The 26,306-nt window shown below is 62.6% G+C and carries 24 protein-coding genes; 8 read left to right on the plus strand and 16 right to left on the minus strand.

Annotated features, from left to right (window positions below):
- Positions 1–109 precede the first annotated feature (109 nt).
- From BM341_RS08600 to BM341_RS08615, 4 genes are all read right to left on the minus strand, one after another.
- A complete protein-coding gene (locus tag BM341_RS08600) occupies positions 110–1,552 on the minus strand; it encodes an NAD(P)(+) transhydrogenase (Re/Si-specific) subunit beta (protein WP_089794939.1) in 1,443 nt (480 codons plus the stop codon).
- A 16-nt stretch (positions 1,553–1,568) separates the two neighbouring features.
- On the minus strand, positions 1,569–3,140 hold the full coding sequence (locus tag BM341_RS08605; protein ID WP_089794941.1) for a Re/Si-specific NAD(P)(+) transhydrogenase subunit alpha: 1,572 nt from the start codon (positions 3,138–3,140) through the stop codon (positions 1,569–1,571).
- A 322-nt stretch (positions 3,141–3,462) separates the two neighbouring features.
- Entirely contained in the window at positions 3,463–5,367 is a 1,905-nt protein-coding gene (gene htpG / locus BM341_RS08610; protein ID WP_089794943.1) for a molecular chaperone HtpG, read from the minus strand.
- Positions 5,368–5,468: 101 nt separating this feature from the next.
- Positions 5,469–5,798 carry a YkvA family protein gene (locus BM341_RS08615; RefSeq protein ID WP_089794945.1) on the minus strand — a complete coding sequence of 110 codons (330 nt, stop codon included), beginning with the start codon at positions 5,796–5,798 and terminating at the stop codon, positions 5,469–5,471.
- Positions 5,799–5,986: 188 nt separating this feature from the next.
- On the opposite strand from BM341_RS08615, the gene BM341_RS08620 reads away from it, so the two are divergent.
- Complete coding sequence (locus tag BM341_RS08620; protein WP_175507833.1) at positions 5,987–7,951, plus strand: transglycosylase SLT domain-containing protein; 1,965 nt, start codon at positions 5,987–5,989, stop codon at positions 7,949–7,951.
- A gap of 68 nt (positions 7,952–8,019) precedes the next feature.
- Here the strand turns inward: BM341_RS08620 and BM341_RS08625 are convergent, their stop codons facing one another.
- The gene (locus tag BM341_RS08625) at positions 8,020–8,664 is read right to left on the minus strand and encodes a LysE family translocator (protein WP_175507834.1); all 645 of its coding nucleotides are present in this window, start codon (positions 8,662–8,664) and stop codon (positions 8,020–8,022) included.
- A 299-nt stretch (positions 8,665–8,963) separates the two neighbouring features.
- On the opposite strand from BM341_RS08625, the gene BM341_RS08630 reads away from it, so the two are divergent.
- The gene (locus BM341_RS08630; protein ID WP_089794949.1) at positions 8,964–9,170 is read left to right on the plus strand and encodes a cold-shock protein; all 207 of its coding nucleotides are present in this window, start codon (positions 8,964–8,966) and stop codon (positions 9,168–9,170) included.
- A gap of 183 nt (positions 9,171–9,353) precedes the next feature.
- Here the strand turns inward: BM341_RS08630 and BM341_RS08635 are convergent, their stop codons facing one another.
- From BM341_RS08635 to yegS, 3 genes are all read right to left on the minus strand, one after another.
- The gene (locus BM341_RS08635; protein ID WP_089794951.1) at positions 9,354–10,193 is read right to left on the minus strand and encodes a putative sodium/potassium/calcium exchanger; all 840 of its coding nucleotides are present in this window, start codon (positions 10,191–10,193) and stop codon (positions 9,354–9,356) included.
- Between the two features lie 69 nt (positions 10,194–10,262).
- A complete protein-coding gene (locus tag BM341_RS08640) occupies positions 10,263–10,691 on the minus strand; it encodes a VOC family protein (protein WP_089794953.1) in 429 nt (142 codons plus the stop codon).
- Between the two features lie 27 nt (positions 10,692–10,718).
- Complete coding sequence (gene yegS / locus BM341_RS08645; RefSeq protein WP_089794956.1) at positions 10,719–11,675, minus strand: lipid kinase YegS; 957 nt, start codon at positions 11,673–11,675, stop codon at positions 10,719–10,721.
- Positions 11,676–11,927: 252 nt separating this feature from the next.
- On the opposite strand from yegS, the gene BM341_RS19745 reads away from it, so the two are divergent.
- The 4 genes from BM341_RS19745 to BM341_RS08665 are packed head-to-tail and all read left to right on the plus strand — an operon-like array spanning position 11,928 to position 14,508.
- On the plus strand, positions 11,928–13,448 hold the full coding sequence (locus BM341_RS19745) for a DUF1538 domain-containing protein (RefSeq protein WP_342713879.1): 1,521 nt from the start codon (positions 11,928–11,930) through the stop codon (positions 13,446–13,448).
- Positions 13,445–13,795: a P-II family nitrogen regulator gene (locus BM341_RS08655; protein ID WP_089794958.1), complete on the plus strand. Its 351-nt coding sequence runs from the start codon at positions 13,445–13,447 to the stop codon at positions 13,793–13,795. The genes BM341_RS19745 and BM341_RS08655 overlap by 4 nt, the downstream gene beginning before the upstream one ends.
- Positions 13,796–13,817: 22 nt before the next feature.
- Positions 13,818–14,204 (plus strand): CBS domain-containing protein, encoded by a 387-nt coding sequence (locus BM341_RS08660; RefSeq protein ID WP_089794960.1) that lies wholly within the window; start codon positions 13,818–13,820, stop codon positions 14,202–14,204.
- 16 nt (positions 14,205–14,220) lie between these two features.
- A complete protein-coding gene (locus BM341_RS08665; protein ID WP_089794962.1) occupies positions 14,221–14,508 on the plus strand; it encodes a hypothetical protein in 288 nt (95 codons plus the stop codon).
- A 102-nt stretch (positions 14,509–14,610) separates the two neighbouring features.
- Here the strand turns inward: BM341_RS08665 and pepN are convergent, their stop codons facing one another.
- From pepN to BM341_RS08685, 4 genes are all read right to left on the minus strand, one after another.
- Positions 14,611–17,241 carry an aminopeptidase N gene (gene pepN / locus BM341_RS08670; protein WP_089794963.1) on the minus strand — a complete coding sequence of 877 codons (2,631 nt, stop codon included), beginning with the start codon at positions 17,239–17,241 and terminating at the stop codon, positions 14,611–14,613.
- 120 nt (positions 17,242–17,361) lie between these two features.
- Entirely contained in the window at positions 17,362–17,739 is a 378-nt protein-coding gene (locus BM341_RS08675; protein ID WP_089794965.1) for a YbaN family protein, read from the minus strand.
- Positions 17,740–17,866: 127 nt separating this feature from the next.
- Positions 17,867–18,352 (minus strand): YajQ family cyclic di-GMP-binding protein, encoded by a 486-nt coding sequence (locus BM341_RS08680; protein ID WP_089794967.1) that lies wholly within the window; start codon positions 18,350–18,352, stop codon positions 17,867–17,869.
- 123 nt (positions 18,353–18,475) lie between these two features.
- The gene (locus BM341_RS08685) at positions 18,476–18,949 is read right to left on the minus strand and encodes a GNAT family N-acetyltransferase (RefSeq protein WP_089794969.1); all 474 of its coding nucleotides are present in this window, start codon (positions 18,947–18,949) and stop codon (positions 18,476–18,478) included.
- 180 nt (positions 18,950–19,129) lie between these two features.
- Between BM341_RS08685 and BM341_RS08690 the strand changes: the two genes are divergently transcribed.
- Positions 19,130–20,701, plus strand: coding sequence for a RimK family protein (locus BM341_RS08690; protein ID WP_089794971.1), 1,572 nt, complete (start codon positions 19,130–19,132; stop codon positions 20,699–20,701).
- Entirely contained in the window at positions 20,701–21,300 is a 600-nt protein-coding gene (gene cobO, locus BM341_RS08695; protein ID WP_089794974.1) for a cob(I)yrinic acid a,c-diamide adenosyltransferase, read from the plus strand. The genes BM341_RS08690 and cobO overlap by 1 nt, the downstream gene beginning before the upstream one ends.
- A gap of 96 nt (positions 21,301–21,396) precedes the next feature.
- On the opposite strand, the gene BM341_RS08700 is transcribed toward cobO, so the two are convergent.
- The 4 genes from BM341_RS08700 to hflK all read right to left on the minus strand — a co-directional run bounded on the left by BM341_RS08700 (position 21,397) and on the right by hflK (position 26,251).
- Positions 21,397–22,692 (minus strand): adenylosuccinate synthase, encoded by a 1,296-nt coding sequence (locus tag BM341_RS08700; RefSeq protein WP_089794976.1) that lies wholly within the window; start codon positions 22,690–22,692, stop codon positions 21,397–21,399.
- Between the two features lie 69 nt (positions 22,693–22,761).
- Positions 22,762–23,961 carry an ATP phosphoribosyltransferase regulatory subunit gene (locus BM341_RS08705; RefSeq protein WP_089794978.1) on the minus strand — a complete coding sequence of 400 codons (1,200 nt, stop codon included), beginning with the start codon at positions 23,959–23,961 and terminating at the stop codon, positions 22,762–22,764.
- A 154-nt stretch (positions 23,962–24,115) separates the two neighbouring features.
- Complete coding sequence (gene hflC / locus BM341_RS08710) at positions 24,116–24,997, minus strand: protease modulator HflC (RefSeq protein WP_089794980.1); 882 nt, start codon at positions 24,995–24,997, stop codon at positions 24,116–24,118.
- Positions 24,998–26,251 (minus strand): FtsH protease activity modulator HflK, encoded by a 1,254-nt coding sequence (gene hflK / locus BM341_RS08715; protein ID WP_089794982.1) that lies wholly within the window; start codon positions 26,249–26,251, stop codon positions 24,998–25,000. It abuts the gene before it with no gap.
- Positions 26,252–26,306: the final 55 nt, after the last annotated feature.

Below are 26,306 nucleotides of genomic sequence, written 5' to 3' on the forward strand. Positions count from 1 at the left end.
GGGAGAGTGTTGGAAGCATTGTAACGAAAAACGCCCCCGGCAAGGGGGCGTCAAGAAGACAGTGACACGGACCGACCAGTATCGGCCGTCACTCTCGTAGGTGCTGCCGTCAGTCGACCAGGTGCAACAGCGAATCGATGCTCGCGCGGGCATCGCCATAGAACATTCGCGTGTTGTCCTTGAAGAACAGCGGGTTCTCGATGCCGGAGTAGCCGGTGCCCTGGCCACGCTTGCAGACGAACACCTGCTTGGCCTTCCAGACCTCCAGCACCGGCATGCCGGCAATCGGGCTATTGGGATCCTCCTGCGCCGCCGGGTTGACGACGTCGTTGGAGCCGATGACGATCACCACGTCGGTCTTGGGGAAGTCATCGTTGATCTCGTCCATTTCCAGCACGATGTCGTAGGGCACCTTGGCCTCGGCCAGCAGCACGTTCATGTGCCCCGGCAGACGCCCGGCCACCGGGTGGATGCCGAAGCGCACGTTCTTGCCGGCGCTGCGCAGCTTGCGGGTCAGCTCGCTGACCGCGTTCTGGGCCTGGGCCACCGCCATGCCGTAGCCCGGCACGATGACCACGCTGTCGGCATCATTGAGGGCGCTGGCCACGCCACCGGCATCGATGGCCACTTGCTCGCCTTCGATCTCGGCCGCCGGCCCCTGGCTGCCACCGAAGCCGCCCAGGATCACGTTGATGAAGTTACGATTCATCGCTTTGCACATGATGTACGACAGGATTGCACCGGAAGAACCCACCAGCGCGCCGGTGACGATCAACAGGTCGTTGGAGAGCGTGAAGCCGATCGCGGCCGCGGCCCAGCCCGAATAGCTGTTGAGCATCGACACGACGACCGGCATGTCGGCGCCGCCGATGCCCATGATCAGGTGATAGCCGATGAAGAAGGCCAGTGCAGCCAAGACCAGCAGCGTCCAGAAGCCCGCCCCGTTGAGGTAGAGGATCGCCAGCAGCAGCGACAGCCCCGCCGCACCGGCATTCAGCATATGCCCACCGGGCAGTTGCTTGGGCTTGCCGTCGACCTTGCCGGCGAGCTTGCCGAAGGCGATCACCGAGCCGGTAAAGGTCACCGCGCCGATGAAGATACCCAGCACCACTTCAATCTGCAGGAACAGCAGCTCGTCCGGCGCCTTGGTCGCCACCAGGGCGGCGAAGGCGGAGAACTCCTCCACCGAAGCATCAATCGCCCGCGCCGCCATGACGCGCCGGCGCTCAAGATCGGCACTCCAGGCAACGAACACCGCCGCCAGGCCGACGAAGCTGTGCAGCGCCGCCACCAGCTGCGGCATCTCGGTCATATCGACCTTACGAGCGACATAGACGCCAATGGCCGAGCCGATGATCATCATCGGGATCATCCACCAGTAACCACCGATCCCCGGCCCGAAGGCGGTAAAGAACACCGCCACCGCCATGCCGACGATGCCGTACCAGACGGCCCGCTTGGCCTTCTCCTGGTTACTCAACCCCCCCAGCGAGAGGATGAACAGTACACTTGCCGCGATTGCCGCGGCAGATACGAATCCTTGACCCAACATATCGTCTCTCCGCCGCTCAGGATTTCTGGAACATGGCCAGCATCCGGCGTGTCACCAGGAAGCCACCCACGATATTGATGGACGCGATCAGCACCGAGATCGCCGCGAGTATCCCCACGATGACGCTACCGGAGCCGATCTGCAGGATCGCCCCGAGAATGATGATGCCCGAGATCGCGTTGGTGACCGCCATCAGCGGTGTATGCAGCGAGTGGCTGACGCCCCAGATCACCTGGAAGCCCACGAAGCAGGCCAGCACGAAGACCACGAAATGTTGCATGAACGAGGCCGGCGCCACCTGGCCGAGCAGCAGCATCAGTACGCCCCCGACCCCCAGCAGCGTCGCCTGGCGTTTGGTCTGGGCCTTGAAGGTGGCGAGCTCGGCGGCCTTCTTCTCAGCGGGCGTCGGCTCCTTGACTTTCTCCTTGGGCTTGGCGGCAGCGATCGCCTTCACCTTGGGCGGCGGCGGCGGGAAGGTGATCTCGCCCTGATGAGTCACCGTGGCCCCGCGGATCACGTCATCTTCCATGTTATGGACGACTGCCCCATCCTTCTCGGGGGTGAGATCGGTCAGCATGTGACGCACGTTGGTGGCGTAGAGCAGCGACGACTGGGTCGCCATGCGCGACGGGAAGTCAGTGTAGCCAACGATGGTCACGCCATTGTCGGACACCACCTTCTCGTCGGGCTTGGTCAGGTCGCAGTTGCCGCCCTTTTCGGCCGCCAGGTCGACGACCACCGAGCCCGGCTTCATGGCCTTGACCATGTCCTCGAGCCACAGCTTGGGAGCCGGCCGGCCAGGAATCAGCGCGGTGGTGATAACGATGTCGACATCCGGCGCCTGCTCGCGGAAGCATTCGAGCTGCTTCTCACGAAATTCCGGTGAAGAAGGCGCGGCGTAACCGCCGCTTTCCGAGCCGTCCTGAGTGTCCTCAAAGTCAAGAAACAGAAACTCGGCACCCATCGATTCGATCTGCTCGGCCACTTCGGGACGCACGTCGAAGGCCCTGACCACCGCTCCCAGACTCGTGGCGGTACCGATGGCGGAAAGCCCCGCCACCCCGGCACCGACGATCAGCACCTTGGCCGGCGGCACCTTGCCGGCCGCGGTCACCTGGCCGGTAAAGAAGCGTCCGAAGTTGTTGCCCGCCTCGATCACCGCGCGATAGCCCGCGATGTTGGCCATGGAGGATAACGCGTCCATCTTCTGCGCCCGCGAAATGCGCGGCACCATGTCCATGGCAATGACAGTGGCGCCCTGCGCCTTGCACTTGTCGAGCAGCGCCTCGTTCTGTGCCGGCCAGAAGAACGAAATCAGCGTCTGGCCCTGACGCAGGCGCTCGGCTTCTTGCTCGGAAGGCTCACGGACCTTGATGACGATGTCCGCCTCCGCCCAGAGTGCCTCGGCATTCTCGACGACCGTGACGCCGGCCTCACGATAGGCCTCGTCATCGAACCCGGCGGCGATACCGGCGCCAGCCTCGACCAGGCACTCATGACCCAGCTTTTGAATCTGCTTTGCGCTCTCCGGGGTCAGCGCGACACGCGCCTCCCCCCGAGCACTCTCTTTGGGTGCTCCGATCTTCACGTTCGATCCCCCTGTGGCAGGCCTTGATCGTTGTTGAATGATTCCCGAGTGCCACTCTTACCGTAGGTGGCACCCTCGCACAAGCCGAGGAACGACGCATCAAGCTGTCAAACTTTCAACGTAGACTTCCCGCCCCTCGACGATTTATACGCTACGGCGACGCCCTGTCGATCCAGGCGCCTAACCGGCGACAATGGCGAATGTTAGCAGGCGGTTGCTGAAAACCCGAATAATATTGCGCTGCACAATACATCACCCCCGCTGACCGACCGGCCAGCGGGGGTGATAAAGCTCACTCTCATCCGCTTATTTGAACGATGCGTCAGGCAGTCAACAGCGCATTGAGTCGCTTGACGTAGGCAGCGGGATCGTCGAGATGGCCGCCCTCCGCCAGGATCGCCTGATCCAGCAGAATGCGGGCAAGATCCGCGAATCCCTCGCCCTCGACGCTTTCAAGGCGCGCGACAAGGGCATGCTCGGGATTGAGCTCGAGAATCGGCTTGACCTCGGGCATCTTCTGCCCCGCAGCCTCCATGATGCGACGCATCTGGAAACCCATCTCGTGCTCGGGCAGCACCACGCAGGCCGGCGAATCAGTCAGGCGATGCGTAACCTTCACCTCTTGCACCTCATCTCCGAGGGCCTCCTTGACGCGCTTGACCAGCCCTTCCTTGGCCTTGGCGGTATCTTCCTGCGCCTGCTTTTCTTCTTCATCCTCAACATCGCCGAGGTCGAGATCGCCCTTGGCTACATCAACGAAGCTCTTGCCCTCGAACTCGGTGAGATGGCTCATCAGCCACTCATCGATGCGGTCGTGCAGCAGCAGCACCTCGATGCCCTTCTTGCGGAAGATTTCCAGATGGGGGCTGTTCTTGGTCGCGTTGAACCCGTCGGCGACGATGTAATAGATCTTCTGCTGCCCTTCCTTCATGCGCTCAACGTACTGCGCCAGGGACTGATCCTGGGTAGCGCTGTCGGTGTGAGTAGTGGAGAAGCGCAGCAGCGAGGCGATCTTCTCGCGGTTGGCATAGTCTTCTGCCGGCCCTTCCTTGAGTACGCTGCCGAAGTTGTTCCAGAAGGTCTGATAGCCTTCCGGGTCCTTGGCGAGCTTCTTGAGCATATCCAGCGCCCGCTTGGTCAAGGCACTCTTGATCTTCTCGACCTTGGGGTCCTGCTGGAGCAGCTCACGGGACACATTGAGCGATAGCTCGCGGGTATCCAGCACGCCCTTGATGAAGCGTAGGTACAGCGGCAGGAACTGCTCGGCATCGTCCATGATGAAGACACGCTGCACGTAGAGTTTCACTCCACGAGCACCGTCACGCTCATAAAGATCGAAAGGCGCGCGACTCGGCACATAAAGCAGGCTCACGTACTCGAGCTTGCCCTCGACCTTGTTATGGCTCCAGACCAACGGGTCGCTGAAATCGTGAGCGACATGCTTGTAGAAGGCCTTGTATTCGTCATCAGTAAGATCACTCTTGGGACGAACCCAGAGGGCCGTGGCCTCGTTCACCGTTTCCCAGGTAGTCGTCTCGCTGCCTTCGATCTCATTGCCATCCTCATCCTTGGCCGTCTCGATCTTCGGCATGCGAACCGGCACTTCGATGTGATCCGAGTACTTGCGCACCAGGCTCTGCAAGCGGAAGTCGTCGGCAAACTCCTTCGCGTCCTCCTTCAGGTGCAGGGTGATCTCGGTGCCGTGAAGGTCCCGCTCGATGTCGGCGACGGTGAATTCGCCTTCGCCCTTCGATTGCCACTCGACGCCCTCTGACTTGTTGGTGCCGGCCTTGCGGGTTCGCACGGTGACCTCATCGGCGACGATGAAGCTGGAATAGAAACCGACGCCGAACTGGCCAATCAGTCGCGCATCCTTCTGCTGCTCACCGGAGAGTTGCTTGAGGAACTCGGCGGTACCGCTACGTGCGATGGTGCCGAGATTCTCGATCACCTCATCGCGATTCATGCCGATACCGTTGTCACGCAGAGTGACGGTGCCGGCCTCGGCATCGTGTTCGATCTCGACGCGCAGTTCGCTGTCGCCTTCATAAAGCGCATCGTTGTCCAGCGCTTGATAACGCAGCTTGTCGCAGGCGTCGGCGGCATTGGAGATCAACTCGCGCAGGAATATCTCCCGGTTGGAGTACAGGGAGTGGATCATCAGGTTCAGAAGCTGTTTGACCTCGGTCTGAAAACCCAGTGTCTCTTCACGCGTAGCAGTAGTCATTTATCGAATCCTTCATCGAATGCACATCACGACGGCGCAGGCGCGCCGACGATTCCAAGGCTGGAAGAGATATGGGGCTCGACAAGAGGATTTCAAGCGCACTACTCGCTCGGAGCGTCCCGGGCATCACGCCAGTGACGGTAGTCCGAGAGCGCCATGTCAACGCGTGTGAGCAGCCAGCCGACGATGAAGACGTCGTCGACCAGGCCCAGCAGCATAATAAAGTCGGGAATCAGGTCCAGAGGCGATATCAGATAGGCCAGCGCCGCCAGCATCCAAGCGAACGCGCGCCAGGGCACCGGTCGATAACGACCGCTCAGCACATCGCGGGTCATGGGCAGAAACCATTTGAGGGCGCCAGCTATCTGTCCCAGCATCCGCGAACGGCGCCTCAATCGTCCCACCCGTGTCAAACCGCCTTTCTTGGCCATTTCATGTCCTCCTTGCTGACCGTGGCGACCCCGCCGGCCACCCATATTGCCATACTAGCCCGACATGCCTTGCGGTAACTGTCGTGGTGGCGCGACACTACTCATCTACCCCATCATCGGCGAAGATGATCACTATAGACGATCACCTACCTCATTAGCCGATCACCTTCATCTCATGAGGTTTCTCGATGCCTACACGCCTCTTCTCTCGTGGCTGGTCTCGTTGTCGGCGCGCTCTCGCAGCGACCATTCTGCTGGGCACGCTGTCACCGATGGTGGCGCAAGCGAACGACGACGCCATGCGCGAAGCGCTTGAGGCGGCCCGCCAGAAGCAATGGCAGGAGATCGATCACGTCGCCATCGAGGACCATGTCCTGGTCGGCTACGTGGCCTATCACGGCCTGCTTCAGCGCCTCCCCTATGCCGACCCGCAGGAGGTGCTGGCCTATCTCGAGCGTTACGCGGATTCACCGCTCAGTGACTGGATGCGCGGCCAGGCCATTGCTCGCTATGGCGAGGCCGGTCGCTACGATAACCTGCTCACCGTCGCCGACGGTGTTCCTGCGAGTGCCGAGCGCCAATGCCACTATTACTCGGCCTTGCTCGGCCGCGAGCCACAGGTCGCCGCCGAGGGCGGGCGTGAGCTATGGCGAGTAGGTCACTCCCAGCCGGGAGCCTGCGATACGCTCTTCCAGACCCTGCGCGACAGGGGCGAGATCAGCGAAAGCGACGTCTGGGCGCGCATGATGCTGGCCTGGCAGGCCGGTGAAACCGGCCTGGTGCGCTATCTCGACCGCATGCTCGGCAGCCGTTGGCAGGATGGGCGCGACGCCCTCGCACGTCTGAAGAAAGATTTCAGCGCCGTGACTCGCATCCCGACCTGCATCGGCCCCGACTGCCAGGGCAGCGGATCACTCTTCGCCGCGGCCATGCATGGTTTCACCCGCGCCGACACCGAAGCCGCCCTCGAGGCCTGGCGCAAGATCGCACCACACCTGGCAATCGATACCATGCATCGAGAAACCATCGAGCGCGACCTCGCCTTCTATGCCCTGGTGCGGGATATCGACCGTCATCGGGGCTGGACCGACGACACGGTGGCGCGACTCGCAGACCCCGAACTGCTGGAACTGCGGGTTCGCGATGCCCTGACCGAACGCGACTGGCAGGCCGTCATCGACTGGATCCATCGTATGCCCGACGATCCCCGCCAGGACGCCCGTTGGCAATACTGGCTGGGCCGGGCACTCGAACAGCTCGGCGATCCTGTCACGGCGGAGTCCGCCTATGCCGCCGCCGCCGATCAGCGCAGCTTTTACGGCTTCGCCGCGGCCGACCGCCTCGAGCGTCCCTACGCCCTGAACCTGGAGCGCAACGGCTTCGATGACGATTACCGGCAAGAGGTCGAGAGCTGGCCGGTGGTTCGGCGCACAGAGGCCCTGGTGCGCATCGGTGAGCCGGGGCTGGCAGGCAGCGAATGGTATCGCGCGGTGGCCAACGCCAGCCCGCGCGAGGCAAGAGCCATGGCGGATTATGCCCAGCGCCGCGGCTGGCTGGCCAAGCTGGTCCAGACCACTATTGCCGGTGGCATGTGGGATGCGCTGGATTGGCGCTTTCCCGAAGCCTATCGAGACGACTTCATCCATTGGGGGCAGCAGAACGATGTCGACCCCTATCTGCTGATGGGGATCGCGCGTCGCGAGAGTGCCTACAATCCAGCGGCGCTTTCCCCTGCCGGGGCCCGGGGTCTGATGCAGCTGATGCCAGCCACTGCCACCCAGCTCAGCCGTCAACTGGGCATCGCCGACCCCGGCCCGTACGGTGTGCTCGACCCCGAAACCAACATCCGGCTCGGCAGCACCTATATTCGTGACATGCTGGATCGTTACCGCGGCAACCGCCTGGCCGCCACCGCCGCCTACAATGCCGGCCCCGGCCGGGTCGACCGCTGGCTACGCGAGGCCCCCGAGGAGTTCGACCTGTTCGTCGAGAGCATCCCCTTCCGCGAGACGCGCGCCTACGTCCAGGCGGTCCTCTCCTATCGGGCGATCTTCGAAAGTCTCGCCAACGATGGCAACAGCGAAGGGGTCTCGATGCTGAGTGCTGCCGAGAAGACCGTGCGCTACGACGTATCGCTGCTCGCGCGTCGCTAGTCTTCGCGCCCATCCCGTCCCCCCGACTACCGCCCGGCCAATGCCGGGCGTTTTCGTGGGTATGATCGTCAGCCCGGCAAGCGCTGCAATGCCAGTTTCACGCCCAGCGCGACCAGCACCGTCCCCGTGATGCCATTGAGCCAGCGAGCGAACCGCGGGCTACTTAACCATTCGCCGGCCGTTCCGACCGTCATGGCAATGGCCACCTGCCAGGCATTGGCAATCATGAAATGTACGCCGGCCAGCCACAATGACTTGGCGAGGGCAGGATCGCCCGGGGCGATGAACTGTGGCAGGAAGGCCATGTAGAACACCACCGTCTTGGGGTTGAGCACATTGGAGAGAAAGCCCTCCCGCAACGGGCGCCAGACCGATACTCGCTGAGGTTCACCGGGCCTGCCGGCAAACATCAATCCCCGCCCACGACGGGCGGCCAGCAGGCTCGTCACCCCCAGCCATATCAGGTAGGCGGCCCCCGCAAGCTTGAGAAGACCGAAGGCCCAGACCGATTGCAGCAGAATCAGCGAGATGCCCAACGCCGACACCCCGGCATGCACAAAAAGCCCACAGCTGATGGCCAGACTGGTCAGTATCCCGTCGCGTATGCCGCCTCGCGCAGTGTTGCGAATGACCAGCAAGGTGTCGACCCCGGGGCTTACGGTCAACAAGGTGATGGCCACCAGAAAGGGCCAGAATTGGTCATCCACCCACATAACGAGCCTCACGTGAAGATGAAAAAAATGCGTAAATCCGTTGCTGGACGCGTGACGGCTTTACAACTAAAGTGATTTTTGCGGGTATTTGCAACGCGCGAGACGAAGGGCCGCACAGCCTAGGTCAAGCGTTGTCGCATCAACCGCTGTGCAGGTTTAAGAGTAAGGTTTGTCGATGGCATCTCGACTCTGTCGATACGGCATTAATGAACTTTCCTTGTAGCACCTGTGCATTTGGGGCGCTCGAATCCACCTCGGGTACCCTGCATGATCATTACAGTAAGTTAAGGAAATCGATAATGGCAACTGGCACTGTCAAGTGGTTCAACGACACTAAAGGCTACGGCTTCATTTCTCCCGATGATGGCGGGGATGATCTGTTCGCCCACTTCTCCGAAATTCAGGCTGAAGGTTTCAAGAGCCTCCAGGATGGCCAGAAGGTCTCCTTCGAGGTCACTCAAGGCAAGAAGGGCCTTCAGGCCTCCAACATCCGTCTCGCCAACTGAGCACTAACTCATCCAGCGATACGGCGCTGTAGCAGCGGTACGGTCCTGTCCGGCTGGCAGGATACAGTAAGCCAGCCAGGCACTAGCCGCGACCCTTACCATACAGCGAAACAGGAAGGCCCACCTGACGGTGGGCCTTCTTTGTGTTGTGACGACTTACCTCACGAGGCGTCAGCGTCAGACTCAAGGGGATTCGTCGAGGCCGGCAGGATCGTCACTTTCCATGGGTTCGGCCATGGGTTCGTCGATTTCCAGTGGCTCGTCGATCTCCATGGGTTCCAGTTCGGGCATCTCGTCTTCGCCGACTTGCTCGAACTGCTCTTCCAGGCGTCGACTGGCTTCCTCGAAGCGCCGCTCCTGCTCCTCGATGATGGCGTCGATATCGCGACTGGTAGGCTCACCGGCTTGGGCGGCTTCCTCGTCGATTGTCGAGCCGATATCATCAGTCGACTCCATTTCCGAGTCCAGTGCCTGCATTTCCGAGTCCAGCGTTTCTTCGTCGAGGCTATCCGGCAGGGCCGGCTGACTTTCTACCTGCTCGAACTGCTCGTCGATGCGCTGGCTAGCCTCGTCGAAGCGCCGCTCCTGCTCCTCGATGATGGCATCCACGTCATCACTGGTGGTTTCTCCAGGTAACGCCTCGTCCCCTTCCAGACTGGTGCCCGGCGATTCGCCGAGTGTCGTCTCGGTGTCGGCCTCGACCTCGCCATCATCGCTTGCCGTGGCCTCGTTGCCCTCGGCTGTCGGGGCATCGGGGTCGGCGTCGCTACCCGGCGCAGGGTCCGCGTCCGTTACGGTGTCGTCAGCAGGCGGCGCCTCGGAAGCGGCGTCGCTTTCCTCGGCGGCAGCGTCCGATGTCTCAGGCGTTTCCGGGGCTTCCTGCTCCGCTTCAGGCTGGCTCGGCTCAGTCTGGGACGGCTCGGTCTGGGATGGTTCGGGTTCGTCCTCACCATTGCCACAGGCCGAAAGCCCCAGGCTCAATGTGAGGGCCATGACCAGCGGCATCCAGGGTTTCATTGCCATCCTCTTGCTCCTGACGAAAAAACTCTATTGCAGCAGAGCGACGGCCCTCCCGCAAGACAACGTGACCTGTCAGGTCGCAAACAGCTGCCCCTCGATATCACGAAACGCCTTGAACTCGAGCGCATTGCCGCTGGGGTCACGGAAGAACATGGTGGCCTGTTCACCGGGTTCGCCGCGAAAGCGGATGTAGGGCTCGATCTCGAAACGCACCCCCGCCGCGGTCAGCCGGTCGACCAGCGCTTCCCAGTCGCTCATCTCCAGCACCACGCCGAAATGGGGCACCGGGACGCCATGACCATCGACGGGGTTGCGGTGGTCGTCGATGCCCTTGTCACCCAGGGCCGGATTGAGATGGCAAACGAACTGGTGACCGAAAAGATTGAAATCGACCCAGGTATCACTGGAGCGGCCCTGCGGACAGCCCAGCAGGTCTCCATAAAAGCCCTGCGCTTCCGCCAGGTCGCGGACCTGAACGGCGAGATGGAAAGGCGTCAGCATGGGAAATTCCTCCATTGTTTGGACATATCAGACGCCATGATGCCGCGACTGTTGTCGGCTTGCCAGCTGAGCGGTCACACCTGGTCGCTCGCAGGAAAGCAGCGCGCAGTCAAGGGGAACCGCCAGCGAGAGAGCCCCGGGGTCTAGTTCGACGCGAAAGCCCCGGCGCTGGCAGGGCTCACCGTCCAGAGTGATGGGCAGCTCGACATCGCCTTCGAACGTCAGCCAGGGGGTGCGAAAGGCATCGACAAACTCGCCCTGCTTAGGACGGGACTGGAGCTCGGCAATGACCTTCCGCATTTGCGACAGGCCCGTGAAGTCCCGAATAACCAGTACGTCAAGCAACCCATCATCGAGCTTGGCTTCCGGCGTCAGCGGCTGCCCTCCCCCGGCCTGTACTCCATTGCCGATGGCAAGCAGGAACAGGGAGGCGCTGCGCTTGCCTCCCTCCCACTCCAGCTGCCCCGGATAGAGCTTGTATTGCCAGGCACGCAGCGCACCGATCAACGAATAGGCCCCTCCGCCGAGGAGGCGCTTGAGTGTCTTGGGCGTGGACGAGGTGATTTCAGGGCCGAAACCACCGCTGGCCATGTTCAGATAATGGTGATCACCAAGCCGCGGCACATCGACAGGAAACGCCTCCAGCCGTAGGGCCGCCTCAAGAGCCGGCTCGGCATCCAATGGCAGCCCCACTGAGGTCGCCAGGTCGTTGGCGCTGCCCAGAGGCAGGATACCCAGCTCGGGGCGTCGCTCCCGCGGCAAGCGCATGAGGCCTTTAACAACCTCGTTGACCGTGCCGTCGCCGCCCCCGGCAATCAGCCGTTTCACCCCCGCCTGACCTGCCTGCTCAGCCATACGCGCCGCATCGCCTGGCTCCCAGGTCACGAGCACCTCGAAAACATCACCTGACTTGCGACGCGCGTTAACCGCATCCCGTACCGCCGGCAACTGAGCCTTCATTCCGTTCAGAATGAGCGAAATCATATCAACTCCCTGAAGATTTCCTGGTCTTGGCGCCCATTTACGCTCCCGCTGATGGCAGGAAGGCATGCCATATACTTTACGTCTTCCCCCACTCGTCTGCCTTGCCGATCTTCATGAGCGCTCAGCGTAGTGGCCTGATGCCCTGTCAGCTTATCAACAATATCTTATTAACAACGCTGACCGGTCATTGGGGAGAACAGCGGGAAATGATGATAGATTGTTAGCCCCATGGTCGATCCGGCCAAATAACCCATGCAGACCATGGAGGTGGTCTTGGCGGAACAGCTCAGGGACTTCGCCCACGCCCTCGCCCATGCCCTGCGCAACCTGCTGCCCATCATTCTGGTGGTCGTGGCCTTTCAGGCGCTGCTGCTGCAAGAGTGGCCCGAGGGTGGAATGGGCATGATAGCGGGGCTGCTGATCGTTGCCGTGGGCGTCGCGCTGTTCCTGCGGGGACTGGAACTGAGCATCTTCCCGGTCGGCAAACGACTGGCCAACCAATTCGCACGTCGTGGCTCGATGCCGATCCTGATGCTGTTCGGCTTCGCCATCGGCTTTTCGGCTGTCGTTGCAGAGCCGGCCCTGATCGCCGTGGCCGAGCAAGCCTCACAGATCAGCGAGGGGCGCATTGAGGCATTGACCCTGAGGTTGATCGTCGCCTCCTCGGTCGGGCTGGTCATGGCGCTCGGGGTGTTTCGAGTAATTCTCGGCCATCCGCTGCACTGGTACATGATCATCGGCTATATGGCTGTCGTCACCGTCACCTTCTTCGCTCCCGAGGAAATTGTCGGGCTGGCCTACGACTCCGGCGGCGTGACCACCAACATCGTAACCGTTCCGCTGATCGCCGCCCTGGGCATTGGCCTGGCGTCTTCGATCCGGGGCCGCAACCCACTGATCGATGGTTTCGGACTGGTCGCCCTGGCGGTCATGGTACCGATGATCAGTGTGCAGCTCTACGGCATCCTGGTGTACAGCGACCCGGGCAACGTAACAGGTGGCGTGACATGGCTCACCGCCCAGGCCACCGATACGCAAGCGCCTTCTGGGCTGTTGAAGGCTGTCCTCGACCTGCTGGGCATGTTGCGCGATGTGCTGCCGATCATCCTGGTGATCCTGTTTTTCCAGTACGCGGTTCTCCGGCATCCGTTGACCAACCCCCTCCGTGTAACCGTCGGCTTCGCTCTTGTGATTATCGGACTCTATGCCTTCGTGGTAGGGCTGAAGCTGGGCCTGTTTCCCATCGGGCAGAGCATGGCGACACAATTGATCGCCTTCGATAATTGGCTCTGGGTGTATCTGTTTGCCTTTTCGATCGGCTTTGCCACCACCATGGCCGAGCCGGCGTTGATCGCCGTGGGCCAGCAGGCCGAGGAGGCCGCCGCTGGAAAGATACAAGGCAATGTGATTCGACTGCTGGTCGCGCTGGGTGTCGCCATCGGCATCACCATCGGCGTGCATCGCATCATCACCGGCGACTCCATCCACCATTACATCATCGGGGGTTACACGCTGGTGATCGTGCTGACGGCACTGGCGCCCCGCTACATCGTGGCCCTGGCCTTCGACCTGGGGGGCGTCACCACTTCCGAGGTCACGGTGCCATTGGTGACAGCGTTAGGCATTGGCCTGGCCAGTCAGATCGACGGACGCAACGTGCTGGTCGACGGTTTTGGACTGATCGCCTTCGCCTCGATCTTTCCTATTGTGACTGTAATGAGCTATGCCATTCTGATGGAAAGCCTGATGAAAATGAGAGGCAAGACGACATGAAATTTTCTTTGCTGGTCGCCATTGCACCGGAGGAGCTCGAGCAGGCGTGCATCGATGCCGCCACTGACGCGGGGGCCGTGGGCATGACGCTGATGTCAGGGCGTGGCATCGGCGGCGAACGCAAGAAGACCTTCTTCGGCCTGACCTTCGAAGGCAGCCAGAGCGTGGTGCTGATAACCCTGGAAAAAAGCCTGTCACTCAAGGTGCTAAAGGCCATACGCCACGTGCTCAACCCTGCCGGTGACGACTCTCGCGGCCTGGTCATGACGCTGCCCGTGGAACACTTGGGCGGCATCGACATGTCTCAGGTCATGCGCTTTGAGGAGCAACTCAGACATGAGCGCTGAACCCAATCGACGGAGAGACAGCATGCTGGTCAAAGACATCATGATGCGCGACCCGGTGACGGTATCGCCATTTGCCACCCTACGCGATGCCCTCGGGCTCATGAAGCGTCACCGCCTCAAGTGTCTGGTCGTCGAACAACAGACCCCCCACGACGCCTGGGGGCTGATCACTTATACCAATATTCTCAAGACGATCGTCGCCGAGAATGGCGACATCGACCTGATCAACGTCTACGATGTCTGCGCCAAACCGGCGATCGGCGTCGGCGAGTCGCTTGATGTGAAGCACGTGGCTAGCCTGATGACCACCAGCGTAGTGAAGCGCGTGCTGGTGCTCGACGACAACCGCCTGGTCGGCCTGGTGACCATGGACGATATCGTCGGAACCGTGATGGACCTGATCGAGTGATGCGGGATATTAATTGATGGCAGACTTCTTTTCCTGGCTCGGCAGTACCCTGGGCGACATCATCCGCTTTCTGGTCGACCTGCTGACCAATCTCTTTGCCAGTCTGGGCGACTCGACCCGCGGGTTCTTGAGCGGGCTCTCCGAGTCGCTGGGTATCGCCCCTTCTCTGATCAGCCTGGGGGTTTTGATCATCGGGCTGTGGCTGCTTTGGAAAGGCCTGCGCGCCATTACCCGCGGAGGCTTGATTGCCGCCCTGATCTGGTGGTTGTTAGCCGTGGTCGTGCTTAGTTGGCTGATCAACTAACGCGTCGCGACTTTCGCAGACACCGACGCCAGACGACAACGCCGCCCCGGGGCGGCGTTGTCGTTGACGGGTCCTGCTGCCGGTAGCCCTGACCTCGCTGGCTTACGCCAGGGCCTTCTCGACGACCTCGTAGACATTGGGCGAGAGCTCCTCGGCACGAATGCGTTCGAGCTCGGCTTTCATGAGTTCCTGGCGCGGCTCCTCAAAGCGCTGCCAGCGAGTCAGCGGCGTGATGATTCTGGCGGCAATCTCCGGATTGAGCTGGTTGAGCGTGATCACCACGTCAGCCAGCAGCCGGTAGCCGGCGCCATCGAGACGATGGAAATTGACGCGGTTCTGCGCAAAGGCACCGATCAGGGCGCGTACCTTGTTGGGGTTCTTGAGCGAGAAGGCGGGATGATCCATCAGGAACTTGACCCGCTCCAGGGCGTCCGGCTGGGGACGGGTCACCTGGATGCTGAACCACTGATCCATGACCAGCGGGTCGTGGGCCCATGCCTCACCGAAGGCCTTGAGTGCCGGCTCGGCGATATCGGTGCGCGAGCTGTGCACCAGCAGGGTCAGGGCATGGCGTACATCGGTCATGTTGTGGTCGGCGGCGAACTGGGTGCGCGCCAGTTCTATTCCTTGATCATCTTCGATGGCCATCAGGTAGGCGAGCGCCACGTTTTTAAGGCTGCGCTGGGCGATCTGCTCAGGCTCGGGGGCGTAGGCCGCATCGGAGCGGTTTTCCTCAAAGAGGCGCAGGAAGTCGTCGCGAAGGGCAGCGGCCAGGGACTGCTTGACGAATTCGCGGGCGGCATGGATGGCGTCGACATCCACCAGCGCCTGCTGCTCGGCGATATAGGCCTCGGTGGGCAGGGTCAGCATCTCGGCGAGCACCGCCTTGTCGTCGGTCTCAGTCGCCAGCAGGCCGCGGAAAGCCTCCACTACCCGCGTATCCATGACCTTCTCGACCCCGTTGCGATGCGCGGCGATGAGGTCTTCCAACGCCAGCATGGCCAGCCGCTGGCCGGCATCCCAGCGGTTGAAATCATCCGAGTCGTGCTGCAGCAGGAAAGCCAGATCTTCTCGGCCGTAAGGGAAGCGTAGCTTCACCGGGGCGGAGAAGCCGCGCAGTAGCGACGGCACCGGTGCCTCCGAGACATCGGTAAAGACGAATTCCTGCTCCTCCTCACGCAGATGGATCACTGTATCGCTGCCCAGCGACTCACCGTCCAGAGTCAACGGCAGATCACGTCCGGACTTGGTGCCCACCAGGCCAAGACGCAGCGGGATGTGCAGCGGTAGCTTGTCGGGCTGGCCAGGGGTCGCCGGCGTGCGCTGTCGCAGCACCAGGCGATACTCGCATTTGGCATAGTCATACTCGCCTTGTGTGTCGATTTCCGGCGTACCGGCCTGGGAATACCAGCGCATGAATTGGGACAAATCCAGTCCCGACACTTCCGCCATGCAGCCGACGAAATCCTCGATCGTCACCGCCTGGCCATCGTAGCGCTCGAAATAGAGATCGCTGCCGCGCCGGAACGCCTCCCAACCCAGCAGATTGCTCAGCATGCGGACCACCTGAGCCCCCTTTTCATAGATGGTCAGGGTGTAGAAGTTGGTGATCTCGATGTAGTGGTCCGGACGAATCGGGTGCGCCGTGGGGCCGGCGTCCTCGGCGAACTGGGCGGTGCGGAAGAAGGAAACGTCCTGAATCCGCTTGACCGGGGCCGAGTTGGTATCGGCACTGAAGCACTGGTCGCGAAAGACCGTGAAACCTTCCTTGAGCGATAGCTGGAACCAGTCGCGGCAGGTCACCCGATTACCCGACCAGTTGTGAAAGTATTCGTGGGCGACGATTCCCTCGACTTGCTGGAAAGCCGCATCGGTCGCGGTATGGGGATGGGTCAGCACCGCCGCCGAGTTGAAGATGTTGAGCCCCTTGTTCTCCATGGCGCCCATGTTGAAGTCGTTGACCGCAACGATCATGAACAGGTCGAGGTCGTACTCGCGAGCATAGGTCTCCTCGTCCCACTGCATGGCACGCTTCAAGGACGCCATGGCATGATCGGTCTTGTCGAGATTCTCCTCTTCGACCCAGATCTGCAGCGTCACATCGCGCCCACTCATGGTGGTAAAACCGTCCTCGACCTTTTTCAGGTCGCCGGCCACCAACGCGAACAGATAACTGGGCTTGGGGTGCGGGTCGTCCCAAGTGACGAAATGGCGGCCACCGGGCAGCTCGCCCCGTTCCACCGGGTTGCCGTTGGACAGCAGGATGGGCAACTGGACGGCATCGCCGATCACCGTGGTGGAGAAAGTCGCCATCACGTCCGGGCGGTCCGGGTAATAGGTAATGCGCCGAAACCCTTCGGCCTCGCACTGGGTGCAGTACATGCCATTAGAGAGATAGAGCCCTTCGAGGGCGGTGTTGGCCTCTGGCGCGATGTTCACTTCGGTGTCGAGCAGGAAGCGCTGAGGAACGCGGTGTACCCTCAGCCCCGTGTCCGTCAGCGCATATTCGTCCTCGTCCAGTGGCTGCCCGTCGATGGCAATGGCCTTGAGCGTCAGCTGTTCCCCGTCGAGCTCAAGCGCCGCGCCGGGCTCATGCTCGGGATGACGCTCCAGGTGCAGGCGTGCCTTGACGCGCGTCGCGGATGGGTCGAGGTCGAACGTCAGCTCGGTGTGCGTCACGCGATAGGCGGGAGGCCGGTAGTCGCTCAGGTAGGTCGGCTGCGGTTCGGACATTCAGTAAGGCTCCTGTCTGGAATTACCGAACATTGTACGGCGCCGCTGCCGCTTATCCCAAAATATCGCTTCCCTAAACATCGCTCGCGGCGGAACGAGAAACGTCCCTGCGGCACAACATCAGGAGGTCACGGCAGGCTCGGGCCGCGTAACGATCCACACGCCAATCGACGAGAGCCCCACGATCAGGGTGAGCTTGAGCCACAGGATGCCAACGGTAAAGACAAGTACCAGCATCGACACACCGAGCATGAAGACGGCCAGCCACTTGGCATGACGCGGGATGGCCCCTTCATCCTCCCAGGCGATGACGGCTGGGCCGAAGCGCGGATGTTCGCGAATCCACTCAGCGAAACGCGGCGACCCACGAGACGCCGCCCAGACGGCCAGCAGCATGAAGCATGTCGTCGGCATCAAGGGCACGAACACGCCAATGACGCCGAGCGAAAAGCCGACCCAGGCAACGGCAATGTAAATGACGCGCCGCAACGACGACATCGGCGAATTCCTCCTTCGTCCTCGTCCCTTATTGAAGCGCATCATGCTCGGCAAGGCCAATCAAAGCGCTTCGATCCCATCAGGCCAGCGATGGCGTAACTCTTGGCGTGGTCCCAGTCACCAGGGCTCAGTCGCGAAAGTTGTCGAACTGCAACGGCAGGTCTGGGCCGCCCTCTCCCCGCAGCAGCGCCATCACCGCCTGGAGGTCATCACGCTTCTTGCCGGTCACCCGGACCTTCTCGCCCTGAATCTGCGCCTGCACCTTGAGTTTGCTGTCCTTGATGCGCTTGACCACGTCCTTGGCCTCCTTGGCGTCGAGGCCCTGCTTGAGCTTCACCTCCTGCCGGGCCCGCACGCCGGAGAGCACCGGCTCCTGAATATCCATGCAGCGCGCATCGATGCCCCGGCCGATCAGTTTGTTGCGCAGCACATCGAGCATCTGCTTGAGTTGGAAGTCGACCTCGGCCTCCAGCGCAACTGTCTCACCACTGAGCTCGAAGCTCGCGGTGACGCCCTTGAAGTCGAAGCGCGTCTGTATCTCACGGTTGGCCTGGTCAACGGCATTGCTGGCTTCGTGACGGTCGAACTCGGAGACGATATCGAAAGAGGGCATGGCGCTTTCCTGAATGACAACGGAGTATTGAGAAATAGTGAGCTGCGAGGCTTTGATGGATAGTACGCTGTGAAAAGCCATGACACAGCGGCGTGAACGACAAGCCGCTTATCAGCCCAGGGATCAGGACGCGGCCTCGACCACCGGCGCGAGGGGCTTTGCCATCTGCCAGCCGGCGCAGCCATCCTCATAATAGGCCTCGAGCCAGGCCTGCAGACGAAAGCCCATGCGCCGGTATAACCCCAGCGCCACGCGGTTGTCGGCTCGCACTTCCAGGCCCAGCACATCACTGCCTCGCTCGCGCGCTACGGCCTCCATGGTCACCAGCAGACGCTTCCCGAGGCCGCTTCCCCGAGCCTCGGGGTGAACGCAGAAGGAGTAGAGTCGAGCGCGCCGACTGTTCTGACGCAGCAGCACCGTCGCGTAGCCGAGCAGGCGGCCGGTTTCATCGACTGCCACGCGCGTCTCGGCATTGGCCCGATTCAGCAGGTGCCAGAGTTGGCGCCGGCTGAAACGATCACCGCTGAAGGCGAGTTGCTCCAGGCGACAAATGGCGTCCAGGTCGCGGGAAGTGGCCTGGCGCAGGCTGGCGGTCATGACTTATCTCCTGATCAGTGGCTGTGATTGTGGCCATCGCGTGAGTCACTGTCAGCCGTCTTTACATGAAATATTTTCACTACGAATTCTGCTTGTTGATGAAGAATCTCACGGTCATGCTAACGGACTTGCCCACAGCTCGCCCCGTCTCGTGCTCCGGCTCATTCCAGGAAACCCCTCATGTGCCCTTTACGCATTGTTGTTGACCGTCTGGAAGATTGGCAGCCCTATTATCCCTCGGAAGACCTGATCACCGCCGACGATTTTCTCTCCCTGGACCGTCGCCATGGCGATGTCCACAACCAGGAACGATCCACGCACGTGATCAACCTGTGCGGCGAGCTCGACTACCTGGGGACCGGGTACTATGTCTCGCTGCTGGCACAAGCACGTGGGCAGCGAGCGATACCCACGGTCGAGACACTCAACGCCCTGTCGCGCAAGGCCCTTATCGACCTGCAACTCGATGATATTGCGCCACTGCTCAGCGAGCTGGCCCGACGTGGCTCGCTTTCCGGTGGTCGCCTCTCGTTGCGGCTGCTGTTCGGCGAATGCCTGTTGCCGGAATTGGCCAAGCTCGCCCGCAAGCTGTTCGAGCGACTCCCCTGCCCGCTGCTCGAGGCCCGCCTCGAGCGTCGGCACGACCTCTGGCGGCTGGCCAGCCTCAAACCCCTGCGGTTGCGTGACCTGAACGCTGACGAGCAGGACCGCTTCGCCGTCGCGCTCAACCGCCACTCGCGCAAGGTATGGCGAACCCCCACGGCGCGGCGTCGTTACCGCTTCGACCTGGCGATCCTGGTCGAACCCCAGGAGGCCCTCCCGCCCAGCAACCGCAGCGCGCTCAAGGCCTTCATACGCGCCGGACGCAAACAGGGGATCGATGTGTCGCTGATCACCAAGCGCGACGCGGGGCGCCTGGCAGAATTCGACGCACTTTTCATCCGCGAGACTACCGCGCTCGATCACCACACCTATCGTATGGCGCGCCAGGCCGAGCACGAGGGACTGGTCGTGATCGACGCGCCACAGGACATCCTGCGTTGCACCAACAAGGTTTACCTGCATGCGTTGCTGCGCGCCCGCGGCGTGCCGGCGCCGGAAGGTGTGCTGCTCAAGCGGCGCGACCGGCGCCCGCTGGCCGAGCGGGTCGCCGGGCTAAGCTTCCCGCTGGTGCTGAAGATTCCCGACGGCGCCTTCTCGCGCGGTATCGTCAAGATCGAATCGCTGGCGCAGCTTGAATCCGAGGCCCGCCGCCTGTTTCAGGACTCCGCCCTGCTGCTGCTGCAGGAATGGCTGCCCACCGAGTACGACTGGCGCATCGGCGTGCTCGACGGCCAGGTACTGTTTGCCAGTCGCTACTACATGGCCCGCGGGCACTGGCAGATCTACGATCATTCCGGCGCTCGGGTGAAAAGCGGCGGCTTCACGACCCATGACCCCGCCGAGGTACCCAAGGGGGTGATCAAGGCGGCGCTCAAGGCGACACGGCTGATCGGCAACGGGCTTTACGGCGTGGATATCAAGCAGGCGGGCGAGCGGGTCGTGGTGATCGAGGTCAACGACAACCCCAACGTGGATGCCGGTATCGAGGATGCGATCCTTGGCTGCGCCCTCTATGAGCGCATCATGGGTGTGTTCCTGGCGCGTATGGAAGCACGGGTGCGTAACGCTCGCCAGGCGCCCGCAGCGGCTGACGAGCGAGGGAAAATGACGTACGCTTCGCGATCCCCTTCCCCTGTCGAGGAGCCGTGATGAGCGATCGAGAATCCCGCCACCAACAGTCCATGCAGAAACTCAAGGCCCGGGTCGACGAGAAAGTCGCCAGTGCCGACGAGCAACGCGGCCTGCTGCTGGTATTCACCGGCAACGGCAAGGGCAAGACCACCGCCGCCTGGGGAACCGTGACGCGGGCGCTCGGCTACGGTTACCGGGTGGGCGTGGTGCAGTTCATCAAGGGGCTTTGGGAGTGCGGCGAGCGCGACCGCCTGGCGGAAGACCCCAACCTCGACGTAGCCATCATGGCCACCGGCTTCACCTGGGATACCCAGAACCGCGAGGCTGACACCCGTGCCTGCCGCGAGGTTTGGGTCGAGGCCGAACGCATGCTGGCCGACCCCGAGGTCTATCTGGTGGTGCTCGACGAGATCACCTACATGCTCAAGTTCGGCTACTTGGACATCGCGACGGTCAAGCAGGCGCTGGAGAACCGCCCGCCTGAACAGACGGTGATCGTCACCGGCCGCAATGCGCATCGCGAGCTCACCGCCATGGCCGATACCGTGACCGAGATGCAGGAGGTCCGCCACGCCTTCAACAACGGCCTTCAGGCCAGGCGCGGCATCGATTACTGAACGCTCGATGCGCCGAACCACGCTCGCACCGAACCACAAAAAGTGAAAGGCGCCCTCTCGGGCGCCTTTGCGATGCCTGCCATCGACGCGAACGGTTCAGTCGTCGAAGGGGTTGCGCAGCACGATCGTCTCGTTGCGGTCCGGCCCGGTCGAGATGATATGAATCGGCGTGCCCACCCGCTCCTCGAGAAAGCTGATATAGGAGCGGGCATTGGCCGGCAAGTCCTCGATGCGCCGCGCGCCCAGGGTCGATTCGCTCCAGCCGGGCAGGTCTTCGTAGAGCGGCTCGATAGCCGCGTAGCCCTCGGAATCCACCGGGGTGTCGAGCACGTCGCCATCCTTGCTGCGATAGCCCACGCAGACGCGGATGGTTTCCAGCCCATCGAGCACGTCGAGCTTGGTCAGGCAGATCCCGGACACCGAGTTGATCTGCACGGCATGACGCAGTGCCACCGCATCGAACCAGCCGCAGCGACGCGGACGCCCGGTCGTGGCACCGAACTCGTGGCCACGCTCGGCCAGGTGTCGACCATGCGCATCGAAAAGCTCGGTGGGGAAAGGCCCGGAGCCGACCCGCGTGGTATAGGCCTTGGTGATGCCCAGCACGTAGTCGAGATACAGCGGCCCGACGCCGGAGCCAGTGGCCGTTCCGCCGGCCGTGGTGTTGGAGCTGGTCACGAAGGGGTAGGTGCCGTGGTCGATGTCGAGCAGCGAGCCCTGGGCGCCTTCGAAGAGAATATTCTCTCCGGCGCGGCGCAGCTCATGGACCAGCCCCACGGTGTCGCAGACCATCGGCAGGAGCTCTTCAGCCATCGCCATCGCGCCGTCGAGCACTTCCTTGAAGTCGACCGGGGCTTCCTTGTGATAATTGGTCAGCACGAAGTTATGGTAATCCAGCACCTCGCCGAGCTTGGAGGCGAAGCGTTCGCGATGCAGCAGGTCGCCGAGGCGCAGGCCACGTCTCGCCACCTTGTCCTCGTAGGCTGGGCCGATGCCGCGCCCGGTGGTGCCGATCTTGGCGATCCCGCGAGCCTTCTCACGCGCCTGATCGAGGTGCACGTGATAGGGCAGGATCAACGGACAGGCAGGCGACAGGCGCAAGCGCTCGCGCACCGGCACGCTCTTGGCCTCGAGCTCGCGGATCTCCTTGATCAACGCCTCGGGTGACAGGACGACCCCGTTGCCGATCACGCAGATCTTGTCGTCGCGCAGGATCCCCGAGGGGATCAGGTGCAGGACGGTCTTCTCGCCGTCGATGACCAAGGTGTGGCCGGCATTGTGGCCACCCTGGAAGCGCACCACCGCCGAGGCGGATTCGGTCAGCAGGTCGACGACCTTGCCCTTGCCTTCATCACCCCACTGGGTGCCCAGTACGACTACGTTCTTACCCATTAGCTCTCGTCTCTCGTTGCGACCCCGCGCCCGTCCGGGCCCAGGGCCATGTTCCGTGACCGCCGACCCTCAGGCCCGATCCGATGATGATGCCGCCAGGGACATCACGACCCAGCGTCCGTCGCGCTTTTCCAGAATACGATCGCAGCGGTGCGCCTCGGGTCCGGTGCGCTGGCCGGGAAGCGCCTGCACGACCCGCTCGCCACGCTCACGCAGGACGGACACCGCCTCTCTCAGCCCGCTCCCCTCGGCAGGTGCCCAGATGCCGTCGTGGGCAGACGCCACCGACACCAGCGTGGCGAGCAACTTCAAATCCATGGAAAACCCGGTGGCCGGCCGGGCCCGGCCGAAGGCGCGACCGGTATCATCATAACGCCCACCCTTTGCCAGGGCCTGACCGTAGCCGGGCGCATAGGCGGCAAACATCATTCCCGTGTGATACTGATAGCCACGCAGCTCGGCCAGGTCAACGTAAAGCGCCACCTCCGGATGCTCGGCCAGCACGCCACGCTGCAGGGCGCGCAGCTGGTCGAGCGCCGCGCCGACCGGCGCGGGCGCCTCGACGAAGGCCTCGCGCGCCTCATCAAGCACTTCCGGCCCGCCATGCAGGCGGCCCAGGGCCATGAACATATCGGCCAAGGACGCATCGTCGACACTCTCCTTGACACGAGCCGCGAGCTCTCCCGGCGACTTGAGTTCCAGCGCCGCGAAAAGCGCCCGTTCCTGCTCGATGTCGAGCCCGGCGGCCTGCACGAGGCTGCGGTAGATGCCGATATGGCCCAGCGCCAGGTGGACCTCGTCGGCACCGGCCGCCTTCAGGCTGGCCAACGCCAACTGGAGTACCTCCAGATCGGCCTCCAGCCCGGCGTGACCGAACAGTTCCACGCCCACCTGGACCGGGCTGCGCCCGCCCTGGTGCTGGTCGGCCTTGGCCCGTAGCACGTTGGTGCAGTAGCACAGCCGCACCGGCCCTTGGCGCTTCATGGAATGCGAGTCCATGCGCGCGACTTGGGGCGTGACATCGGCGCTGACCCCCATCATGCGGCCGGTCGGCTGGTCGGTGAGCTTGAAGGTCTGCAGATCGAGATCGGTGCCGGTGCCGGTCAGCAGCGAGTCGAGAAACTCGACCGGCGGCGGCATCACCTGGTCATAGCCCCAGCGTTGGTAGAGGTCCAGCAGCGCTCGGCGAAGCTCTTCCATGCGGCTCGCCTGGGGCGGCAGCACTTCATCCATGCCGTCGGGCAGCAGCCAGCGGTCAGCGATGGTCATGAGAATAATCCTGCAAGACGATGAATTGCCCAGACGTGACCGGATCGAGGACGACGGCCACAAAAAAACCGGGCCACGCCCGGTTTCAGGATCTTACCACGTTTGAGAGCGGGATGAACCCCATGCGGCGGGCGGCGTGCCACCCGCCGGCGCCTCACTCCTCGGTGGGAGTGGGGCTCTTGAGGTACTGGAAGAATTCGCTCGACGGATCGAGCACCAGCATGTTGCCGTCGCCCTCGAAGCTCTCGCGATACGCATTCAGACTGCGCCAGAAGCTGAAGAACTCCTGATCCTCGCCATATGCCTCGGAGAAGATCCCTGCCGCCTCGGCGTCGCCCTCACCTCGCAGGGTTTCGGAACGCGCCTGGGCCTGGGCAAGCAGCACCTGGCGTCGGCGATCGGCGTTGGCGCGTATCCGCTCGGCCTCTTCCTGGCCCTGGGCACGCCATTCCCGCGCCTGTCGTTCACGTTCGGAGCGCATCCGTTCGTAGACCGCGGCAGACACGTCCTCAGGCAGGTCGATGCGCTTGACGCGGATATCTAGGATCGACACGCCCAGTTCCTCGCGCATCAGTTCGTCGAGATCCTCGGCAGGTCCGGTCATCAAGTCGTCGCGGCGTTCGGCGATGATCTGCTGCAGATCAAGGCGACCGAACTCGTTACGCAAGCTCTCGTCGACCCGCGGCTGGATCAGCCGGATCGCCATCAGCTCGTCGCCGGACGTCGCCTCGTAGTAGCGCGTGGGGTTGACCACCTGCCACTGGACATAGGAATCGACGATCACGGCCTTCTGCTCGAGCGTCAGATAGCGGCTGGGCTCGGTATCCAGGGTCAACACGCGCGTATCGAACTTGCGGATGGTCTGCGTGATCGGAACCTTCGCATGCAGGCCCGGCTGGATGTTCTCCTCGATCACCTCACCGAAGCGCAGCTTGACCGCGCGTTCGGTCTCGTCGACCACATACAGGGTGTTGCTTGCCAACCAGGCGACAGCGGCGAGGCCGCCGACGATAAGCAGGGAACGATTATTGATCATTTAGCGGCCCTCCCTGCGGATTCCACTGCTGTTGCTGTTGCTTGCGCTACTGCTCGACGACTGGGTGTTGCCCAGGCGCTCGAGCACGCGTGGATCGAGCTCGCCCTCCTCACCGAGTCGGGCATCGCTATCCTGTCCGCCGCTAGCGCCGCCAAGGCGCCGGTCCAGCGGCAGGTACATCAGCGGACTATCCCCGGCCACGTCGACCATTACCTTCTCGGTATTGCCGAGCACTTCGGCCATCGCGTCGAGATAGAGACGCTCGCGCATCAGATCCGGCGAGTTCCCGTACTGGGTCAACAGGGCGGTGAAACGGTTGGCCTGGCCCTGCGCCTCGGCCACCACGGATTCACGGTAGCCCTGGCCCTGCTCGACCAGGCGCTGGGCCTGGCCCTGTGCCTGCGGGATGATGGCGTTGGCGTAGGCCATGCCCTCGTTGATGGTGCGCTGGCGATCCTCGCGGGCACGGATGACATCGTCGAAGGCATCCTGCACGGCCGTCGGCGGCGAGGTGGACTCGACGTTCAAGGTCTGCAGAAGAATGCCGGTACCGTAACTGTCGAGGTAGGACTGCAAGCGGCTGTTGACCGAGCTGCCGAGAATTTCACGCCCCGAGGTCAGGATGTCGATCATGTCGGTGCCGCCGACGACGTGACGCAGGGCCGAATCCAGGGCGTTCTCGAGGCTGAGTTCGGGGTCGCGCACATTGAGCACATAATCCCGCGGATCGGCGACCTGGTACTGCGCCGAGATTTCCACCGAGACGATGTTCTCGTCCTGGGTCAGCATCGATTGGGTCTGGGTCAAGGAACGCACACGCGTCACGTTGACCATGCGGACATCATCGATCAGCGGCGGATTCCACTGCAGGCCCGGGGTCACCACCTCCTGGAACTCGCCGAAACGCAGCACCACGCCACGCTCGGACTGGTCGACCAGATAGAAACCGGACGCCGCCCAGATCGCCAGCGCCACCACGATCAATAGCCCCGGCAGAGTAAAGACGTTGCGCGGCTTGCCGCCGCCGCTCTTGCCACCGGAGCCGCCGGGCCTATCGCCCTTGCCGCCACGACCCAGCATACCGTTGAGCTTGTCCTGAAACTTCTTCAGGGCTTCGTCGAGGTCAGGAGGCCCTTGGTTGCCGCCACGGTTCTTGTCACCGCCGCCACCGTTGCCACTACCACCGCGTCGACCGCCACCACCACCGCTCCAGGGGTCGTGCTGGTTGCCACCACCAGGCTCATTCCAGGCCATACGTCCTCTCTCCACTATGCGTTGCGTCCCGCGGCGGAAAGGTTTCCGCGACGGA

Origin of the sequence: Halomonas korlensis, assembly GCF_900116705.1 — a bacterium.
Lineage (GTDB): Bacteria > Pseudomonadota > Gammaproteobacteria > Pseudomonadales > Halomonadaceae > Halomonas > Halomonas korlensis.

What these genes read in the sequence shown, in the direction of transcription:
- hflC (WP_089794980.1), bottom strand. Translation starts at nt 24,997, where the DNA reads ATGATCAATAATCGTTCCCTGCTTATCGTCGGCGGCCTCGCCGCTGTC.
- BM341_RS08640 (WP_089794953.1), bottom strand. Translation starts at nt 10,691, where the DNA reads ATGCTGACGCCTTTCCATCTCGCCGTTCAGGTCCGCGACCTGGCGGAA.
- BM341_RS08705 (WP_089794978.1), bottom strand. Translation starts at nt 23,961, where the DNA reads ATGACCATCGCTGACCGCTGGCTGCTGCCCGACGGCATGGATGAAGTG.
- BM341_RS08625 (WP_175507834.1), bottom strand. Translation starts at nt 8,664, where the DNA reads ATGTGGGTGGATGACCAATTCTGGCCCTTTCTGGTGGCCATCACCTTG.
- BM341_RS08700 (WP_089794976.1), bottom strand. Translation starts at nt 22,692, where the DNA reads ATGGGTAAGAACGTAGTCGTACTGGGCACCCAGTGGGGTGATGAAGGC.
- pepN (WP_089794963.1), bottom strand. Translation starts at nt 17,241, where the DNA reads ATGTCCGAACCGCAGCCGACCTACCTGAGCGACTACCGGCCTCCCGCC.
- BM341_RS08690 (WP_089794971.1), top strand. Translation starts at nt 19,130, where the DNA reads ATGTGCCCTTTACGCATTGTTGTTGACCGTCTGGAAGATTGGCAGCCC.
- BM341_RS08675 (WP_089794965.1), bottom strand. Translation starts at nt 17,739, where the DNA reads ATGTCGTCGTTGCGGCGCGTCATTTACATTGCCGTTGCCTGGGTCGGC.
- hflK (WP_089794982.1), bottom strand. Translation starts at nt 26,251, where the DNA reads ATGGCCTGGAATGAGCCTGGTGGTGGCAACCAGCACGACCCCTGGAGC.
- BM341_RS08685 (WP_089794969.1), bottom strand. Translation starts at nt 18,949, where the DNA reads ATGACCGCCAGCCTGCGCCAGGCCACTTCCCGCGACCTGGACGCCATT.
- BM341_RS08635 (WP_089794951.1), bottom strand. Translation starts at nt 10,193, where the DNA reads ATGGCAATGAAACCCTGGATGCCGCTGGTCATGGCCCTCACATTGAGC.
- BM341_RS08630 (WP_089794949.1), top strand. Translation starts at nt 8,964, where the DNA reads ATGGCAACTGGCACTGTCAAGTGGTTCAACGACACTAAAGGCTACGGC.
- cobO (WP_089794974.1), top strand. Translation starts at nt 20,701, where the DNA reads ATGAGCGATCGAGAATCCCGCCACCAACAGTCCATGCAGAAACTCAAG.
- BM341_RS08655 (WP_089794958.1), top strand. Translation starts at nt 13,445, where the DNA reads ATGAAATTTTCTTTGCTGGTCGCCATTGCACCGGAGGAGCTCGAGCAG.
- yegS (WP_089794956.1), bottom strand. Translation starts at nt 11,675, where the DNA reads ATGATTTCGCTCATTCTGAACGGAATGAAGGCTCAGTTGCCGGCGGTA.
- BM341_RS08600 (WP_089794939.1), bottom strand. Translation starts at nt 1,552, where the DNA reads ATGTTGGGTCAAGGATTCGTATCTGCCGCGGCAATCGCGGCAAGTGTA.
- BM341_RS08665 (WP_089794962.1), top strand. Translation starts at nt 14,221, where the DNA reads ATGGCAGACTTCTTTTCCTGGCTCGGCAGTACCCTGGGCGACATCATC.
- BM341_RS08680 (WP_089794967.1), bottom strand. Translation starts at nt 18,352, where the DNA reads ATGCCCTCTTTCGATATCGTCTCCGAGTTCGACCGTCACGAAGCCAGC.
- BM341_RS19745 (WP_342713879.1), top strand. Translation starts at nt 11,928, where the DNA reads ATGCAGACCATGGAGGTGGTCTTGGCGGAACAGCTCAGGGACTTCGCC.
- htpG (WP_089794943.1), bottom strand. Translation starts at nt 5,367, where the DNA reads ATGACTACTGCTACGCGTGAAGAGACACTGGGTTTTCAGACCGAGGTC.
- BM341_RS08620 (WP_175507833.1), top strand. Translation starts at nt 5,987, where the DNA reads ATGCCTACACGCCTCTTCTCTCGTGGCTGGTCTCGTTGTCGGCGCGCT.
- BM341_RS08615 (WP_089794945.1), bottom strand. Translation starts at nt 5,798, where the DNA reads ATGGCCAAGAAAGGCGGTTTGACACGGGTGGGACGATTGAGGCGCCGT.
- BM341_RS08660 (WP_089794960.1), top strand. Translation starts at nt 13,818, where the DNA reads ATGCTGGTCAAAGACATCATGATGCGCGACCCGGTGACGGTATCGCCA.